The sequence below is a fragment of the Streptomyces sp. NPDC090994 genome, from assembly GCF_044768905.1.
In the GTDB taxonomy this organism is placed as follows: Bacteria; Actinomycetota; Actinomycetes; order Streptomycetales; family Streptomycetaceae; genus Streptomyces.
The window spans coordinates 309,350-325,327 of sequence record NZ_JBIVWS010000005.1 but is presented as its reverse complement, the minus strand read 5'-3'; the positions used below and the strand labels follow the sequence as shown (position 1 = coordinate 325,327).

The 15,978-nt window shown below is 73.3% G+C and carries 15 protein-coding genes; 11 read left to right on the top strand and 4 right to left on the bottom strand.

Annotation, left to right across the window (positions count from 1 at the left end; all coding sequences use genetic code 11):
• Nucleotides 1–95 precede the first annotated feature (95 nt).
• The 4 genes from ACIQR3_RS14335 to ACIQR3_RS14320 all read left to right on the top strand — a co-directional run bounded on the left by ACIQR3_RS14335 (nt 96) and on the right by ACIQR3_RS14320 (nt 3,640).
• On the top strand, nt 96–896 hold the full coding sequence (locus ACIQR3_RS14335; protein WP_403538451.1) for an ABC transporter permease: 801 nt from the start codon (nt 96–98) through the stop codon (nt 894–896).
• A gap of 115 nt (nt 897–1,011) precedes the next feature.
• A complete protein-coding gene (locus ACIQR3_RS14330) occupies nt 1,012–1,788 on the top strand; it encodes an ABC transporter permease (protein ID WP_215166542.1) in 777 nt (258 codons plus the stop codon).
• Entirely contained in the window at nt 1,785–2,771 is a 987-nt protein-coding gene (locus ACIQR3_RS14325; RefSeq protein ID WP_403538244.1) for an ATP-binding cassette domain-containing protein, read from the top strand. Before ACIQR3_RS14330 ends, ACIQR3_RS14325 begins: the two co-directional genes overlap by 4 nt.
• A gap of 65 nt (nt 2,772–2,836) precedes the next feature.
• On the top strand, nt 2,837–3,640 hold the full coding sequence (locus tag ACIQR3_RS14320) for a DUF1707 domain-containing protein (RefSeq protein WP_403538242.1): 804 nt from the start codon (nt 2,837–2,839) through the stop codon (nt 3,638–3,640).
• A 64-nt stretch (nt 3,641–3,704) separates the two neighbouring features.
• On the opposite strand, the gene ACIQR3_RS14315 is transcribed toward ACIQR3_RS14320, so the two are convergent.
• Nucleotides 3,705–5,123: an SGNH/GDSL hydrolase family protein gene (locus ACIQR3_RS14315; RefSeq protein WP_403538240.1), complete on the bottom strand. Its 1,419-nt coding sequence runs from the start codon at nt 5,121–5,123 to the stop codon at nt 3,705–3,707.
• A gap of 645 nt (nt 5,124–5,768) precedes the next feature.
• Between ACIQR3_RS14315 and ACIQR3_RS14310 the strand changes: the two genes are divergently transcribed.
• Nucleotides 5,769–7,031 (top strand): DUF445 domain-containing protein, encoded by a 1,263-nt coding sequence (locus ACIQR3_RS14310; protein WP_403538238.1) that lies wholly within the window; start codon nt 5,769–5,771, stop codon nt 7,029–7,031.
• 77 nt (nt 7,032–7,108) lie between these two features.
• A complete protein-coding gene (locus ACIQR3_RS14305) occupies nt 7,109–8,653 on the top strand; it encodes an MFS transporter (protein WP_403538237.1) in 1,545 nt (514 codons plus the stop codon).
• A 67-nt stretch (nt 8,654–8,720) separates the two neighbouring features.
• Here ACIQR3_RS14305 and ACIQR3_RS14300 read toward each other — a convergent pair whose 3' ends face one another.
• A complete protein-coding gene (locus ACIQR3_RS14300) occupies nt 8,721–9,026 on the bottom strand; it encodes a hypothetical protein (protein WP_215166504.1) in 306 nt (101 codons plus the stop codon).
• A gap of 142 nt (nt 9,027–9,168) precedes the next feature.
• Here ACIQR3_RS14300 and ACIQR3_RS14295 point away from each other — a divergent pair, with 142 nt between their 5' ends.
• The 4 genes from ACIQR3_RS14295 to ACIQR3_RS14280 all read left to right on the top strand — a co-directional run bounded on the left by ACIQR3_RS14295 (nt 9,169) and on the right by ACIQR3_RS14280 (nt 11,975).
• Nucleotides 9,169–9,591 (top strand): Hsp20/alpha crystallin family protein, encoded by a 423-nt coding sequence (locus ACIQR3_RS14295; protein ID WP_215166505.1) that lies wholly within the window; start codon nt 9,169–9,171, stop codon nt 9,589–9,591.
• A 100-nt stretch (nt 9,592–9,691) separates the two neighbouring features.
• Nucleotides 9,692–10,252 carry a DUF2267 domain-containing protein gene (locus tag ACIQR3_RS14290; protein ID WP_403538235.1) on the top strand — a complete coding sequence of 187 codons (561 nt, stop codon included), beginning with the start codon at nt 9,692–9,694 and terminating at the stop codon, nt 10,250–10,252.
• Nucleotides 10,253–10,511: 259 nt separating this feature from the next.
• Nucleotides 10,512–11,423, top strand: coding sequence for an alpha/beta fold hydrolase (locus ACIQR3_RS14285; RefSeq protein ID WP_403538233.1), 912 nt, complete (start codon nt 10,512–10,514; stop codon nt 11,421–11,423).
• 75 nt (nt 11,424–11,498) lie between these two features.
• Complete coding sequence (locus tag ACIQR3_RS14280) at nt 11,499–11,975, top strand: carboxymuconolactone decarboxylase family protein (RefSeq protein WP_403538232.1); 477 nt, start codon at nt 11,499–11,501, stop codon at nt 11,973–11,975.
• A 90-nt stretch (nt 11,976–12,065) separates the two neighbouring features.
• On the opposite strand, the gene ACIQR3_RS14275 is transcribed toward ACIQR3_RS14280, so the two are convergent.
• Together ACIQR3_RS14275 and ACIQR3_RS14270 are read right to left on the bottom strand one after the other, a co-directional pair.
• Nucleotides 12,066–13,766 (bottom strand): hypothetical protein, encoded by a 1,701-nt coding sequence (locus ACIQR3_RS14275; protein WP_403538230.1) that lies wholly within the window; start codon nt 13,764–13,766, stop codon nt 12,066–12,068.
• Nucleotides 13,767–13,953: 187 nt separating this feature from the next.
• A complete protein-coding gene (locus ACIQR3_RS14270) occupies nt 13,954–14,898 on the bottom strand; it encodes an SDR family oxidoreductase (protein WP_403538228.1) in 945 nt (314 codons plus the stop codon).
• 200 nt (nt 14,899–15,098) lie between these two features.
• Here ACIQR3_RS14270 and ACIQR3_RS14265 point away from each other — a divergent pair, with 200 nt between their 5' ends.
• Nucleotides 15,099–15,944 carry a helix-turn-helix transcriptional regulator gene (locus ACIQR3_RS14265; protein WP_403538226.1) on the top strand — a complete coding sequence of 282 codons (846 nt, stop codon included), beginning with the start codon at nt 15,099–15,101 and terminating at the stop codon, nt 15,942–15,944.
• The last annotated feature ends 34 nt before the right edge of the window (nt 15,945–15,978 follow it).

Genomic DNA, 15,978 nt, shown 5'->3' with positions numbered 1-15,978 from the left:
CCCTCCGCACCGGCCTGCGGAAAACCCGTGGCATGCCTCCTTCGGCCGGTACTAGGCTCCTGCGCTTCGGTGCCGGGAGGAGGTCGGAGGTGGGCGTGGGCGGGTGGCGGGTGTACGCGGCGGTCGTCGCGGGCGGGTTCCGCCGGTACGCGACGTACCGGGCGGCCACGGCGGCCGGGGTGTTCACCAACACGGTGTTCGGGCTGATCCTGGTCTACACGTACCTGGCGCTGTGGGAGGAGCGGCCGGCGCTGGGCGGGTACGACCAGGCGCAGGCGGTCACCTTCGTGTGGGTGGGGCAGGCGCTGCTGGCGGCGCTGGCGCTCGGGGGCGGCGGCGTGGAGGGCGAGCTGACGGAGCGCATCCGTTCGGGTGACATCGCCATCGATCTGTACCGGCCGGTCGACTTCCAGCTGTGGTGGCTGGCGGCGGACCTGGGCCGGTGCCTGTTCCAGCTGGCGGGGCGCGGGGTGGTGCCGTTCGCGTTCGGGGCGCTGTTCTTCCCGGCCCACCTGCCGTCGGACGCGGGGACGTGGGCGGCGTTCCTGGTGGCGGTGGTGCTGGGGACGCTGGTGAGCTACGGCATCCGGTTCCTGGTGGCGCTGTCGGCGTTCTGGCTGCTGGACGGTACGGGGGTGCAGCAGATGGCGTGGATCGCCGGGTTCTTCTGCTCGGGGATGCTGCTGCCGCTGAACGTGTTCCCGGGGGCGCTCGGCGAGGTGGTGCGGCTGCTGCCGTGGTCGGCGCTGTTGCAGGCGCCGGCGGACGTGCTGCTGGGGGAGGCGGATCCGTGGGGCACGTTCGCGTTCCAGGCGGGCTGGGCGGTGGTGCTGGCGGCGGCCGGGCGGCTGGTGTGGGCGGCGGCCACGCGCAGGGTGGTGGTGCAGGGTGGGTGACGGCCGGTGGCACGACCGGGGCGGTGCCGGCGGGCCGCTGCCGGACGAGGGCCGCGGGGTCGGCGGGCCGCTGCCGGACGAGGGCCGCGGGGTCGGCGGGCCGCGCGCCTACGGGATGATCGCCGCGATGTGGATCAGGTCGACGATGGCCTACCGGGTGTCGTTCCTGATCACCACGGCGGCGAGTTTCGTGACGAGCGGGCTGGACTTCGTGGCGGTGCTGCTGATGTTCTCCCGGGTGGACGCGCTGGGCGGCTGGTCGCTGCCCGAGGTCGCGTTCCTGTACGGGCTGTCCGCCGTCGCCTTCGGGCTGGCGGACCTGGCGATCGGGTCGATGGAGCGGCTGGGCCGGCGGGTCCGGGACGGCACGCTGGACCTGCTGCTGGTGCGTCCGGCGCCGGTGCTGGCGCAGGTGGCGGCGGACCGGTTCGCCCTGCGCCGGGTGGGCCGGGTGATCCAGGGGGCGCTGGTGCTGGGCTTCGCGGTGTCCGCGCTGGACGTGGCGTGGACGCCGGCGAAGGTGGTGCTCATGCCGGTGATGGTGGCCGCCGGAGGGGCGATCTTCTGCGCGGTGTTCGTGGCGGGGGCGGCGTTCCAGTTCCTGGCGCAGGACGCCTCCGAGGTGCAGAACGCGTTCACCTACGGGGGGACGACGCTGTTGCAGTACCCGCCGGCGTTGTTCGCGCAGGAACTGGTGCGCGGGGTGACGTTCGTGCTGCCGCTGGCCTTCGTGAACTGGGTGCCGGCGTCGTATGTGCTGGGGCGGCCGTATCCGCTGGGTCTGCCGGGCTGGACGGCGTTCGCGTCGCCGCTGGTGGCGGCGGGCTGCTGTGCGCTGGCGGGGCTGGCGTGGCGGGCGGGGCTGCGTTCCTATCGGAGTACGGGGAGTTGACGGTGACGGCATCGGCGGGCGACCGCTTCATCCATCTCGACGGCGTGGAGAAGGTCTTCGACGTACGCAGGAGGACCGGGTTCCTGCGCCGGGAGCGGCGTCGGGTGCGGGCGGTGGACGGGCTGTCGTTCACCGTGGCGCGCGGCGAGATGGTCGGCTACATCGGGCCGAACGGCGCCGGGAAGTCGACCACGATCAAGATGCTCACCGGCATCCTGACGCCCAGCGGCGGCACGCTGCGGGTGGCCGGCATCGACCCGTCCCGGGAGCGCACCCGCCTGGCCCGCCGTATCGGCGTCGTCTTCGGGCAGCGCACGACGCTGTGGTGGGACCTGCCGCTGATCGACTCCTACCGGCTGGCGCACCGCATGTACCGCATCCCCGACGCCCGCTACCGCGCCAACCTCGACCGCTGCGTCGAACTCCTCGGACTGGGCGCCCTGCTGGACGTGCCGGTCCGCCAGCTGTCGCTGGGCCAGCGGATGCGCGGCGACATCGCGGCGGCCCTGCTGCACGACCCGGAGGTCCTCTACCTCGACGAGCCGACCATCGGCCTGGACGTGGTCTCCAAGGCCAAGGTGCGCGGCTTCCTGCGCGAGCTGAACGCCGAGCGCGGCACCACGGTGCTGCTGACCACGCACGACCTGACCGACATCGAGCAGCTCTGCTCCCGGGTGATGGTGATCGACCACGGCCGGCTGATGTACGACGGTGCGCTGGCCGGGCTGCACGAGGCGGGGGAGTCGGAACGGACCCTGGTGGTGGACCTGGCGCGCGAGCTGCCGCCGATCGAGGTGCCCGCGCCCGCGCGGGTGGTGCGGGTGGAGGGGCCCCGCCAGTGGCTGGCCTTCCCGGCGTCGGCGTCGGCGGCCGAGCTGGTGGCGCGGGTCGCCGCCGCCTATCCGCTGGTCGACCTGTCGGTGCGGGAGCCCGACATCGAGGCGGTGATCGCCCGGATGTACGCGGAGCGGGCGAGCGCGTGAGCGGGTGCGCGGGGGCGGCACGTTGGGCATAGTGCCGGGCGCGGTGAACTCGTAGGCTGCTGTACATGACCGACGACGCCCCGGACCTCCGGGCATCCGACGCCGACCGTGAGCGAGTCGCCGAGGTCCTGCGGGACGCCCTCGCGGAGGGGCGGCTGGACATGGCGGAGTTCGAGGAGCGGCTGGACGCCACGTACGCGGCCCGCACCTACGGCGAGCTGGCCCCGATCACCAAGGACCTGCCGGTCGGTACGGCGGCGCCGGCGCCGAAGGTGTCGATGACCAAGGAACCGGCCGGGGCGGGGAGCTGGGCGGGGCGGATCACCGGCGGCGAGGCGACCTCGACGTGGGCCGTCGCCGTGATGTCCGGCTTCCAGCGCAAGGGACGCTGGCGGGTGCCGAAGCGGTTCAACTCCTTCGCGTTCTGGGGCGGCGGGGAGATCGACCTGCGCGAGGCGGACTTCGCGGACCGCGAGGTCGTCATCAACTGCGTGGCGGTGATGGGCGGGATGAACGTGGTCGTGCCGCCCGGCGTCGAGGTGATCGTCCGCGGCATCGGCGTCATGGGCGGCTTCGACCACCGTGAGGAGGGCGTGCCGGGCGACCCGGGCGCCCCGCGCGTGATCGTCACCGGCTTCGCCTTCTGGGGCGGGGTCGGGGTGGAGCGCAAGCCGACCCGGGCGGAGCGGCAGCGGCTGAAGGAGGAGCGGCGCCGGGAGCGGCTGGAGCGCAAGGAGGCGCGGAGGGAGCTGAACGCCTCGTTGCGCGACGACGTGATGGACGCCCACCGGCGGATGCTGGACGCCCACCGGGACCACCGGGACCACCGCGACCAGCACCGGGAGCGCCGCCCGCGCCGGGAGGACTGAGCAGAGGGGACTGAGCAGGGAGGGCTGAGCCGGGAGGACCGAGCCGGGCCGGGGCCCGGTGTCCTCACAGCTGGGCCGGTGCCGCCCCCTTCAGGGCGTCCAGGTCCAGGGCCTCGGCCATCCGCTCGTACCCCCGGTCGCTGGGGTGGAGGTTGTCGCCGCAGTCGTAGTCGGGGCGCAGCCGGCGCGGGTCGTACGGGTCGCGCAGCGCCTTGTCGAAGTCGGCGACCGCGTCGAACACCTCGCCGGCGCGGATCGCGGCGTTGATGTCCTGCCGTACCCCTTCGCGGACGTCGCTGTAGCCGCGGTGGCCGCCGAACGGCATCAGGGTCGCGCCGATCACCTTCAGCCCGCGGGCGTGGGCCCGCTCGACCAGGGCGCGCAGGCCGTCGAGGATGAGGTCCGGGTCGGTGACGCCGGGGTCGCGCAGGATGTCGTTGACGCCGAGGTCGATCACGACGACCCGGACGCCCGTCCGGCCCAGCACGTCCCGGTCGAACCGGTCCAGCGCGCTCGGGTTGTCCGGCGGGGTGCCCACGCCGCCGGTCAGTACGCGGTTGCCGCTGATGCCCTGGTTGACGACGCTGTAGCGCGGCACGTCCCGCCCCTCCTCGGCCGCCGTGCGCAGCCGCGCGGCCAGCACGTCGGTCCACCGCCGGTTGGCGTCGGGGGTGGAGGTGGCGCCGTCGGTGATGGAGTCACCGATCGCCACGACGGTGCCCTCGGCCTCGTTGCTGAGCAGGTCGAGGGCGCTCAGGTAGCGCCAGTACGGGGTCGGGGTGTAGCTGGTGCCGGTGGTGTCCTCGGCGCGGTCGCCGGGGGCCAGGTAGCTGGTCTGCCGGGCCTGCGAGTGGTAGGTGACCGGGCCGGACGGGGTGGGGGAGTAGGTGGTGACCAGGACGTCGGCGCCGTAGGGGACGGTGAGCCGTACGGCGTCGCTCATCACCTGGTCGCCGGCCGGGATGACGACCCGGGTGGCGCCGTCGAAGGTCAGCCGCCGCATGGTGCCGTCGGCCGCGGCGGCGGTGCCGGCGCCGTCGGCCAGGGCGAGGGAGGCGTGGGTGATGGTCAGCGGGGTGACGCCGTAGAGGTTGGACAGGGTGACGCGGGCGCTGGTGCCGCCGACGGCCGTGTGCACGACGTTGCGCACCGAGCGGCCGGCCAGGCCGGTGGCCCGGGTGCCCGGTTCGGCGCCGGAGGGGGAGGCGGACCAGGCGCCGACCCAGGCGCCGGTGGAGGCGGGCGCGGCGGCGCCGGGCGGGGCGTGGCCCGCGGCGCGCGAGGCGCGGTTCCCGGTGGCGTCGTCGGCCGCGACCCCGACGTATATGGCGACGGCCAGGGCGAGTATCGACGCGAGGACGGCGGCGAGCAGGGCGCGCTGCTGGGCGGGGCGCCGGGTGGGCTGGGCGGAGGGTGCTGGGGGTACCGGAGGTACCGGGGGCAGCGGGGGCGTGTCCGGTCCCCCGTCATGACCGCGGGTCATGTGGTGCTGTTCTCCTCGGGAGAGGGGAGCCCGGGGCTCCGGTCCGACGATCCCATGATGCGGCATGGGGTCGGGGGCGCGGACGGGGCCCCGCCGCCGTCCCCCTCCGGACAGACGCCGGGAACTTGTGTTCCGTTCCGGGAGTCGGTCAGGAAGGGACAATGTGTGAGGGATCACCGAACGGGTGGAGCGGAGCGGATGGAACGGACGAACACGGGACGGCCGGAGGGCGCGGACGACGGCGAGGGCGAGGGCACGGCCGAGGGCCGGCCCGCCCGCCCCGACGCTCCGGCGAACGGCGCGACGAGAGCCGACCGCGCGCCGACACCCGGTCGCGCGCCGGCACCCGATCGCGCGGGGGAACCTGACCGCGCCACGGAGCCCGATCGCGCGGGGGAACCTGACCCAGCCACGGAGCCCGATCGCGCGGGGGAACCTGACCGCGCCACGGCACCCGCCCGCGCCACGCCGCCCGACCCCGCCACGCCGCCGAACGGCGCGACGGCGCCCGGTCGTGCCACGGAACCCGACCGCACCCCGTCATCCGATCGCGCCCCGTCACCCGACCGCACCCCGACACCCGACCGTGCCCCGACACCCGATCGCGCGAGGGAACCCGACCGCGCCCCGTCACCCGACCGCGCCATGACGACGTTCAGCCCCGCCGACGAGGAGAAGCGGCGTGGCGTGCGCCGCATGAAGCTCACCGCCACCGGCCTGCTGCTGTTCGTCGCCCTGGTCTACGTCCTCGCCGAATGGGCCTCCCACCACGGCGCCGGCGCCTGGGCCGGCTATGTCTCCGCCGCCGCCGAGGCCGGCATGGTCGGCGCGCTGGCCGACTGGTTCGCGGTGACCGCCCTCTTCCGCCACCCCCTCGGCCTGCCCATCCCGCACACCGCGATCATCCCGAAGAAGAAGGACCAGCTCGGCGTCTCCCTCGGGGAGTTCGTCGGGGAGAACTTCCTCTCCGAGGACGTCGTACGGCAGCGGCTGCGCGCCGTCGGCATCGGCTCCCGGCTCGGCGCCTGGCTCGCCGTCCCCGAGCACGCCGACCGGGTCACCGCCGAACTGTCGGCCGCGCTGCGCGGCGCCCTGACCGTGCTGCGCGACTCCGACGTCCAGGCGGTGGTCGGCGAGGCCATCACCCGCCGGGCCGACGCCCAGGAGATCGCGCCCGGCGTCGGCAAGATGCTGGAGCGGGTCGTCGCCGACGGCGGCCACCGCAGGGCCGTCGACCTGATCGTCACCCGCGCCCACGACTGGCTGGTCCTGCACGGCGACTCGGTGATGGACGCCGTACAGGGCGGGGCGCCGGGCTGGACGCCCCGGTTCGTCGACAAGCGGGTCGGCGAGCGCGTCTACAAGGAGCTGCTGCGTTTCGTCACCGAGATGCGCGACATGCCCGCCCACCCGGCGCGCGGCGCCCTGGACCGCTTCCTCACCGACTTCGCCGCCGACCTCCAGTCCGACACCGAGACCCGGGCCCGGGTGGAGCGGCTGAAGACGGACGTACTGGGCCGCGGCGAGGTCCAGGACCTGATCGCGTCCGCCTGGACGGCCGTACGATCCATGATCGTCTCGGCGGCCGAGGACGAGCGCAGCGAACTGCGCCTCAGGGTCCGTGCCTCGCTGCTGTCGCTGGGCGCCCGGATGGCCTCCGACGCCAGGGTCCAGGGCAAGGTCGACCAGTGGGTGGAGGGCGCCGCCGTCTACGTCGTGACCACCTACCGGCGGGAGATCACCTCCCTGATCACCGACACGGTCGCGAGCTGGGACGCCGAGCACACCACCAAGAAGATCGAGGCCAACATCGGCCGCGACCTCCAGTTCATCCGCATCAACGGCACGGTGGTCGGCTCGCTCGCCGGGCTGCTGATCTACACGGTCTCGCGCATGCTGGGGGCGTGACCTCCCGGCGTGACTCTCCGGCGTGACTTCGCAGGACCAGGGCACAAGGGAGGCGTCGCTCGACGGAGAGGGAGCCCATGACAGCAGATTCGTCGCCGGCCCCGGTGCCCGCCTCCACCGGAACCGTCACCACGGCCGTCCCGGCCCGCCTGGACCGGCTGCCCTGGTCCCGCTGGCACTGGATGATCGTGATCGGCCTCGGCACCGTCTGGATCCTGGACGGCCTGGAGGTCACGATCGTCGGCAACGTGGCCGGCCGGATCGCCGAGGAAGGCAGCGGCCTGGACATCAGCGCCGCGCAGATCACCGGCCTGGCCGCCGCCCTGTACGTGGCGGGCGCCTGCTCCGGCGCCCTGTTCTTCGGCTGGCTGACCGACCGCTACGGCCGCAAGAAGCTCTTCATGGCGACCCTGGTGGTCTACCTGGCGGCGACCGCGCTGACCGCGCTGTCCTTCGAGTCCTGGTGGTTCTTCCTGTTCCGGTTCCTCACCGGGTTCGGCATCGGCGGCGAGTACGCGGCCATCAACTCCGCGATCGACGAGCTGATCCCCTCCCAGTACCGGGGCCGGGTCGACCTCATCATCAACGGCAGCTACTGGCTCGGCGCGATCGGCGGCTCCCTGCTGTCCATCGTCATGCTGGACACCGCGATCTTCCCCAAGGACCTCGGCTGGCGGCTGAGCTTCGCCCTCGGCGTCGTCCTCGGCCTGGTCATCCTGCTGGTACGGCGGCACGTACCGGAGAGCCCGCGCTGGCAGTTCATCCACGGGTACGGCGAGCAGGCCGACGGCCTGGTGACCTCCGTCGAGAAGGAGATCGAGCGGGAGAAGGGCGAGAAGCTGCCGCCCCCGGCCGGCGAGATCACCATCCACCAGCGCAAGTCCATCGGCTTCGGCCTGATCGCCAGGACGGTCTTCGGCAAGTACCCGCGCCGCGCCGTCCTCGGCCTCTCCCTCTTCATCGGCCAGGCGTTCCTCTACAACGCCATCACCTTCGGCTTCGGCACCATCCTCATCACCTTCTTCGACGTGCCGACCGGCCGGACCGGCTACTACTTCGCCGTCATCGCGGCCGGCAACTTCCTCGGCCCGCTGCTGCTGGGCAAGCTCTTCGACACGGTCGGCCGGCGGATCATGATCTCGTCGACGTACCTGCTGTCGGGCGTGCTCCTCTTCGGCACCGCCTGGCTCTTCGACCGGGGCTCGCTGACGGCGACGACGATGACGGCGTGCTGGTGCGTCGTCCTGTTCTTCGCCTCGGCCGGGGCGTCCAGCGCCTACCTGACCGTCTCCGAGGTCTTCCCGATGGAGACCCGCGCGATGGCCATCGCCTTCTTCTACGCCCTCGGCACCGCCGCCGGCGGCATCAGCGGCCCGCTGCTCTTCGCCGACCTCACCGAGTCCGGCGTCGTCGGCGACACGGTGCTCGCCTTCCAGATCGGCGCCGCGCTGATGTGCGCGGCGGGCATCGTGGCCGCGTTCCTCGCGGTGAAGGCGGAACGGCGCTCCCTGGAGGACATCGCCGAGCCGCTGTCGGCGGCGGGGGCCAAGACGCCGGCCGGGACGCCGGGGTCGCCCGGGACACCGGGGTCGCCCGGGGCGTCCGGAGCGGCGGCGGTGTAGGGCGTACGCGGGTGTGCGACGTACGCAGGAGGGAAAGGGCGTACGCGGGAACCGCGACCGGCGAGGCTCAGCCCCGCCGGTCGGCCACCGCCCAGGACGCCAGCGCGACCGCGCCCGCGACGCCGCACACCGACGGCCAGGCGCCCACCTTCTTGGCCAGCGGGTGCGACCCCGCGAACGCCGCGACGTACGCGGCGCCGAGCGCCCCCGCCGCCTTGCCGCCCGCCCGCTGCCGCCACTGCGCCGCAGCGACCGTCCCGGCGGCGGCGAGCACGACACCCCCGAGCTGACGCTTCTTGGTCCAGCGGGCGACGCCGTACCCGCCGACGAGTCCGCCGGCGGCGACCAGGGCACTGGGAATCCTTGGAGTCATGCCCCGAGGCTAACCCCCACCTGCGACAACACGGACGGCAACCCCATACCTGAGCCCAGGCTTGTCAACTTTCCTCCCGCGAGCTATATAAGAAGACGTACCGAGGGCATCGCACAGACCCTGTGGAGAGGAGAGAACTGTGATGCTCATGCGCACGGACCCGTTCCGCGAGCTGGACCGGCTCACCCAGCAGGTCTTCAACACCACCGCCCGCCCGTCGGCGATGCCGATGGACGCCTACCGGTCCGGAGACGACTTCATCGTCCACTTCGACCTCCCCGGCATCGACCCCGAGTCGATCGAGCTGGACGTCGAACGCAACGTCCTCAACGTCCGCGCCGAGCGCCGGTCCCCCGCCCCCGAGGGCGCCGAGACCGTCGTCGCCGAGCGGCCCACCGGCACCTTCACCCGCCAGCTGTTCCTCGGCGAGACCCTCGACACGGAGCGCATCGACGCCTCGTACGACGCGGGCGTCCTCACCCTGCGCATCCCGGTCGCCGAGCAGGCCAAGCCGCGCCGCATCCAGATCACGGGCGGCGGCGACCGCAAGCAGATCAGCGGCTGACGACTCACGCGGCGTCCCGCGGGCACCCGACTCATGGCGGCCCCGCGGGACGCGCCCTCGCCGACCCCGCACCCGCCCGAAACGGAGGAGAAGCCCCCACATGACCGTGACGACGATGCCGAGCACGACCCCGGCTTCGGCCCCGGCCCCCGCCCCGACGGCCTCGATCCCGGCCCCGACGGCCTCGATCCCGGCCCCGGCGGCCTCGATCCCGGCCCCGGCGGCCCCGGCCCCGGCGGTGACCGCGCCCCCGGCGTCCCGCCCCGCCTGGGACGACCTGGTCGAGGAGGTGCGCGAGGCCGGCCGCTACCCGACCCGGCCGGAGGCGGAACGCGTCACCCGCATCGTCCTCTCCGCCCTCGGCGGCCACGTCGTCGGCGACGAACGGGTCGACCTGGCCCGGGCCCTGCCGGAGGAGGCCGCCAGAGTGGTCGCCTCCCAGATCCCGGCCACCCGACCGCTGACCGCCCCCGAGTTCGTCGACTCGGTCGCCGCGCGCATCGAGGGCGCGACCCCGGCCACCGCCCGCTGGGACGTCAGCTCCGTGCTCAGCGTCCTGCCGCCCCTGATCGGCGACGACCTGACCACCCGCATCCTGGACCGCCTCCCGCCCGGCTACGCCCTCCTCTTCGGCCGGGCGGACCTGACCCCCGCCGCCTGAACCCGCCTCCCCGGGAGACCGGCCACCGTTCCTCCGCACACCGCGGGGCCGACGGTGGCCGCCGCCCGTCGCCGGAGCGCCCTCGCCCCACCGCTTGCCTCGCGCGCTGCCACAGCCCCGCCGAATCACCCGTACGAGTGAACAAACTGGTGCACAGCGCATCCCTTGATCGTTGAACCTTCGGCGCGTCCATGTACCAGGACGTACGACGACGTACGAGGACGTACGACGGCGCCGTGTACGACGACGAGGAGGCGGCATGCCCGCGCAGGAGACCGACATGAACGCGAACAGGGAAGGACAGTGGGACCGGGGAGAGGGAGAGCGCCGCACGGCCGTGGTCGACGGCGCCCGCGTCGCCTACTGGCAGGCCGGTCCGCCCGATGCCGAACCGATCCTCCTCCTGCACGGCTACCCCGCCAACCACCGCTGCTGGCGCCACCAGATCCCGCTCCTGGCCCGCACCCACCGCGTCATCGCACCCGACCTCCTCGGCTGGGGCGCCTCCGACCACCCCTTCCACCTGTCCTTCGACTACGTCACGGAGGTCGCCCGCGTGGGCCGCCTCCTCGACGCCCTCGGCATCGACTCCGCCAACCTCTTCGGCCACGACTACGGCGGCTTCCTCGCCCTCGGCTTCACCCAGGCCCACCCCTCCCGGGTCCGCCGCCTGGCCCTCCTCAACAGCCGCGCCCACTCCTCCTTCACCACCCCCTGGTACACCGTCTTCACCCTCCTCACGCTGGCCGGCCGCGTCCCCGCCCTGCGCTCCGTCGCCCGCCACCTCCCCTTCGCGGCCCTCCACCGCCTCGCCCTCACCCCCCTCCTGCGCGCCGGTCACCTGGACGAGGCGACGCTCGCCACCTACACCGACTGGATGCGCACCGCCGAGGGCCGCCGCCGGCTCCTGCACTTCTTCGCCGACTACCGCACGGCCACCCGCCCCGGGCTGCGCCGCCGCCTCGGTGAGATCACCTGCCCGACCGCGATCGTCTGGGGCCGCGAGGACACCTACCTCAGCCCCGCCATCGCCACCGAACTCGCCGCCCGCATCCCCCGGGCCGACCTCACGATGCTGCACGGCACCGGCCACTGGCTCCTGGACGAACGCCCCGGGGAGACGACGGCGGCCCTGAACCGCCTCCTCGCCCGAGCGGCCCGGGAAAAGTGACGCGGCCTGTCACACTCCCCGCGTCCCCTCCGTCATGTGGGTGTACCGACCGATGACACCGACCCGGAGGAACCCATGAACGCCGCCCGACTCGACCTGTTCGCCAACCCGGTCTCCAGGAAGCTCTTCGGCCACCTCAACGGGGCGGGCAAGGTCCTGACGGACTCGTCCCTCCCGCACACCACCCAGGAGCTGGTGAAGATCCGCGCCAGCCAGATCAACGGCTGCGGCTTCTGCACCGACATGCACACCAAGGACGCCACGGCGGCCGGCGAGACCCCGACCCGCCTCAACCTGATCGCCGCCTGGCGCGAGGCCACGGTCTTCACCGACGCCGAGCGCGCCGCCCTGGCCCTCACCGAGGAGGGCACCCGCCTCGCCGACTCGCCCACCGGCGTCAGCGACGAGACGTGGGCCGTGGCGGCCAAGCACTACGACGAGGACCAGCTCGCCGCCCTGATCTCCCTGATCGCGGTCATCAACGCCTACAACCGCGTCAACGTGATCGTCCGTCAGCCGGCCGGGGGCTACGAGCCCGGCATGTTCGGCTGAGACGACCGGTCGTCCACGACGCCTCGGGGGCGGCTCTCCTGACCGGCGGGAGAGCCGCCCCCGAGGACGGCACGCGACAACCCTTCCGGGTCACCCGGAGGCCAGCTGCTCGGTGATCTCCTTGATCCAGTTGGTCTTCTGGGCCGGGTCGTTCAGGCTGTTCTCCCACGCCTCCTCGGTCAGCTTGTGGTCGCCCGGACCGCACTTGAGCACCTTGAGGAGGTCCCGGGCGTCCTTCCGCGTCTGGGCGGCCGTGTCGGCGCTCCCGGGGACGAGGGGACCCGCCGCCAGACGGTAGATCTCGCGCGCCTTGGCCTGGCGTGGGCCGTTCTCCACCTTCCGCCAGAACGCGAGGGCGTGCTTCCACGCCTCCTTCTCGGACGCGGCCTCCGGGAACTGCCCGTCCTCGTCCCGCTCCCCGTGCAGTTCGGGGTGGCGCTTCTCGTTGTAACGCCCCCTGACCGCCTTGACCCCCTTGTAACCGGCGAGGAGGAGCAGGAGACCACCGCCGCCCGCGGCGAGACCCCAGCCGACCGGGGTGCTCGCCAGCGCCCCCGCCGCGACGGCCACCCCCACGGCGCCGGCCGCGGCCTTGGTGGTCTCGCCCACGCCGCTGACCGATTCCTTGGCGATCCGGTACCCCGTCTTCTTGCGCGCGTACTTCTGCGCCGAGGACAGCGTCTCGACGTCCACGCTGGCCGCCTCGGCGCTCTCCAGTGCCAAGGCGGCCTCACGGGCGCGTTCCATTTCGAGTTTGAGCGCTTCGAAGTCCGCGAAGTACGCGGCGAAGTCCGCGGCGAAGTCCTCCTCGTGAGGTTCGGGACCGGTCCGCTCGGCCACCACCTTGGCGTTCGCCGCGGCCACCCTCTCCTTGGACGCCCGCACGGCCTCCCGCAGCTCGGCCAGTGACGCCTCGTGGACGGTACGGGGATCTCCGAGCGCTTTCAGATCCTTGTACCTGCGGATGGCCCTCGTGACGCGCCGTGTCGAGCGGGCGCCCTTCGCCGTGCCGACGACCGCGCTGAGGGAACCGCTCGCCTCGGCGGACATCGCGGCGTTCGCCGCCTCCCTGAGCTTGTCCGCCTCCCTGGCGATGGCCGCGGCGTAGCTGCCCGAGTTGACGGTGGCGACGGCCGCGTCGGTCCCCTTGACCTTGGCCTTCTTCATCGCCGTGTGGTACTTGGCCCCCTTGCCGGCCTTCTTGGCGTCCTCAAGGGCCAGTACGGCGTCCAAGGTGCTGAGGCCGGCGTTGCCGAGCTCCGCGGCGAGGTTCTCCGACCCGGCGGAGACACCCGAGGCGGCGGAGCCGTGCGCGGCGGTGGCGTCGCCCGCGGCGGTGGCCGTCTGGCTGACGCCCGCGTTGGTGGGGGTCTGCACGCCCTTGACCCAGGCGTCGAGCTGCTCGGCGTACTTCTTGTACCTGTCGACGAGCGGCTTGGCCCAGTCGCGCTTCCGCTTCTTCTTCTTGTCGGCCGCGCCACCGGTCCCGGCCGTCTGGGTTGCCGCCGCCGGTGTCTCCGCCGCCGCCACCGGTGTCTCCGCCGCCGCCACCGGTGTCTCCGGCGCCGGTGTCTCGGTCTCCGCCGGGGCCCTCTCCAGCGTCGCACTCCGGCTGCGCTGCACCGCCGCCGTCGCGGCCCGGTTGCCGGCGCTGGACTGCATCTGCAGCAGGGCGCGCTGCACCGGGGTCCCGGATGAACTCCCGTTCCGCTCCTGCTCCTGGCGCTGCCGGACCGCCGTCACGATGGCCGAGGACTGCCGTGTCGGGACACGATGGACCGGAGTGCTCATGGACATACCTCTCCTGTGCCGGACCGGGCGTGGCCGCGAAGGTAACCAGGTTCGGCTAACAGAAGCGGTGCGGTGGGGAAACTCTTCGCGGCTGCCGCGAGGCGTGTTGGCGCGGCCACTTTCCGTGCCGCACCTTCCGGCCTGCCGTAACCCGCCGTCCACGGCGGTCAGTTGACCTCACCCGACCTCAACTGCGGGGACAGGCGACTCCCGTGAGCTCCTCGGAGACCCGCCACACCCGCCGCGCCTCCTCCGTGCCGCGCAGCCGCGAGTAGAGCTTCTGCTTCCCGGGGGCGCCGCCCAGGTGCCCCGGGCCGCGCGGCCCGTAGAACCCGCCCCGCTCGGCGTCGGGCGAGGTGGCGGCGTAGAGGGCGGGAAGCTGGGCGGTGCGGACCGTGCCGACGACGATGCCGCGGGCGGACAGCACCCGGATCAGCCGTACGCCCATCGTGTCCTTGGCGCGTCCGACCTCGGGGCGGGCGGCCAGCAGGCTGGTCGGGGCGACGCCGGGGTGGGAGAGGTTGCTGGTGATGCCCCAGCCGTGGGCCTGGCTGCGCCGGTCGAGTTCGAGGGCGAAGAGCCCGAACGCGATCTTCGACTGGCTGTACGCCTTCATGCCGTCGTAGGAGCGTTCCCAGTTCAGGTCGTCCCAGTTGATGGTGCCCTGGTTGGCCGCGACGCTGACCTGCGAGGTCACGCGTGCCTGGCCCGCGCGCAGCAGCGGCAGCAGGTGGGCGACCAGGGCGAAGTGGCCGAGGTGGTTGGTGCCGAACTGCAGCTCGAACCCGTCGGCCGTCGTCTGCCGGTCGGGCGGGGTCATGATGCCGGCGTTGTTGACGAGGAGGTGGACCGGCCGGCCCTCCTCCCGCAGCGTCTCGCCGAGGGCGGCCACGGAGGCGAGCGAGGACAGGTCCAGTTCGCGCAGCGACACCTGGGCGTGCGGGACCGTACGGCGGATCGCGGCGAGCGCGGCCTCGCCCTTGCGCGGGTTGCGGACGGGCAGGACCACCTCGGCCCCGGCCGCCGCGAGCCGCGTGGCGATGCCGAGCCCGATGCCGTCGCTGGCTCCGGTGACGACGGCACGCCTGCCGGACAGGTCGGGGACGGTGATGTCGATGGGGGTGCGTGGCATGGGCCCACTCCTGGCGTTCGGGTACGTCATCGAGCCTGGGACCGGCGCCGTGGCCGCGGCAACCGGTGAGAGGGGGATCGACGATCCGTGGCTGCCGGGACGCGCGGGCGATAGAAAGGGGACCGGAAGGACGAAGGACGACGAAGGACGTACGTAAGGACGACGAAGGACGTACGTACGGCGATGGAGGGGAGGCACGTGTGGCGGCGATCGACCGGACCGGACTGGCGGAGTTCCTGCGGCGTCGCCGGGAGGCGCTGCAACCCGAGGACGTCGGCCTGCCCCGCGGCCGGCGCCGCCGGACGAGCGGGCTGCGCCGGGAGGAGGTCGCCGCGCTGTGCCACATGTCGACGGACTACTACGCGCGCCTCGAACGCGAGCGCGGCCCCCACCCCTCCGAGCAGATGATCGCCTCCATCGCGCAGGGCCTGCACCTCTCCCTCGACGAGCGCGACCACCTCTTCCGCCTCGCCGGACACACCCCGCCCCCGAGGGGCGCGGCCGGCGAGCACATCGCCCCCGGCCTCCTGCGCATCCTCGACCGCCTGCACGACACGCCCGCCGAGATCGTCACCGAGCTGGGCGAGACGCTGCGGCAGACCCCGCTCGGCATCGCGCTCACCGGGGACCAGACCGTCCACAGCGGCCCGGCCCGCAGCCTCGGCTACCGCTGGTTCACCGACCCCGCCACGCGCCAGCTGTACGCCCCCGAGGAGCACGCCTTCCTCACCCGCATGTTCGTCTCGGGCCTGCGCGGGGCGGTCACGCTCCGCGGCCCCGGCTCCCGCGCGGCCCACTACGCCGACCTGCTGCTGGCGCGGAGCGAGGAGTTCCGTCGCATCTGGGACGACCACGAGGTCGGCATCCGCCCCAGGGAGGTCAAACACTTCGTCCACCCCGAGGTCGGCCCCCTGGAACTGACCTGCCAGACCCTCCTCGACCCGGACCAGTCGCACTTCCTGCTCGTCTACACCGCCGTCCCCGGCAGCGAGAGCCACGAGAAGCTCCGCCTGCTGTCCGTCATCGGGGCCCAGGCACTGAGCTGAGCCCGGACGCCCGGGGCGGGGCGCCGCCGGACCG